The sequence below is a fragment of the Micromonospora sp. ATLC20 genome (assembly GCF_057196585.1).
This window is the reverse complement of record NZ_JBXUOV010000370.1, coordinates 1-1,521: the sequence shown is the minus strand read 5'-3', so window position 1 is coordinate 1,521 and position 1,521 is coordinate 1. Positions and strand designations below refer to the sequence as shown.

General features: G+C 68.2%; 2 pseudogenes. Both read left to right on the top strand.

What is annotated here, in order from left to right:
• A pseudogene (locus AC2CHG_RS31340) lies at positions 1-875 on the top strand (hypothetical protein); the annotation flags it as partial.
• Between the two features lie 290 nt (positions 876-1,165).
• Positions 1,166-1,521: pseudogene (locus AC2CHG_RS31335) on the top strand (hypothetical protein); the annotation flags it as partial.

Genomic DNA, 1,521 nt, shown 5'->3' with positions numbered 1-1,521 from the left:
TCTTCAACGAGGGCATCCTCAAGGTCGAGGAGACCCACGTCGACGACAACACCGCAGGCGGCAACGGCGGCGGCATCGCCAACGGCAGCGGTGAGCACCACGGCGGGCCGGTCGACCTGGCCTCGGCCGCGAAGCCCGGCAAGGGCGACAAGGGCGAGCACGGCAAGCACCGCGCGGGCACCGTCGAGATCATCGGGGCGCACGAGGGCAAGGACGCCTCGCTGAGCACGCTGAGCCACAACCGGGCCGGTCACAACGGTGGCGGTCTGTTCAGCAGCGGCGGCTGGGTCACCGTCTCGTTCACCGCGATCGGCGGCAACGTCGCCTGCGAGAACGGCGGTGGCGTCTACGCCGAGAACACCGACCTGCTCCTGGAGAAGGTCCACGTGGCGGGCAACCACGCCGACGGCGACGGCGGCGGCGTGGTGACGACCGGTGGTCGGGACTGGGCCGGTAACGGCGCCGAGAAGGACGGCCTCGCGGGGAGCGCCACGATCGCCGACAGCGCCGTCGTGGACAACACGGCCGGCCGGTTCGGCGGCGGCATCTTCAACGGTGAGTGGCTCATCAAGATCGAGGACGGCTTCCTCGCCCGCGACCACGACAAGGACGACAACGCCACCCTCACCATCCGCGACACCGACATCAAGGGCAACACCGCCCTCAACGGCGGCGGCATCTTCAACAACAAGGCGAAGATCACCCTGACCAAGACCCACGTCACCAAGAACACCGCCACCGACTCCAGCAAGCTCCACCGGGTCGCCGGCGGCGTCCTCAACAACGAAGGACGCGTCAAGCTCGACGACAAGTCCCTCATCAGCAACAACGACCCCACCAACTGCGCCAACACCGTCGAGGACTGCTTCAACTGATCGAACCACCACATAACCGGGGAGCCCTCCTCGCGCCGTCAGCGGCGCGAGGAGGGCTCCCACCCCGCCAGCGGCCCGGCTGGCCGCGGTGTCCCCCGCCGGGGCGTCCGGGCCGCACTGCGCCCGCCCATCCCACCCGCACCCTTATGCGGGTTTTTTTCGTATATGACCACGAGGCGAAGAAGGCTCTCATACGGTCATCTTCAGCAGCTACAACCGATTTGTAGCGAAGGCCGCCTCGCCAGGGCGAAGCGACCTTGTCAGGTACAAGGAGAGGGCAGAGAGCTCCGATGTCCAACTACCTTCGCAATAACGATGACGCCACCAGCAAGACCATCTCCCCGCTCCGGCGTCGCCGGATGTGGCTCGCCACCGGAGTTGTGGGCCTGACCGGAGCGGTCAGCCTCGCCGGCGTGGCCTATGCGACCACCGGGGCCACCGGCCCGCACCGGCTCGCCGACGTCAAGTGGTCGACCACGCAGCAGCTCAGCGACGACCACGGCGACAAGGGCGCCGAGGGCGACTACGGCCGCGACGGCTACGACAAGGACGGGTACGGCAAGGACGGCAAGGACCGTGGCCAGGAAGGCCGCGACCGTGGCGAGTGGGGCCCGGACAAGGGCGAGTGGGGCAAGGACGGCAAGGA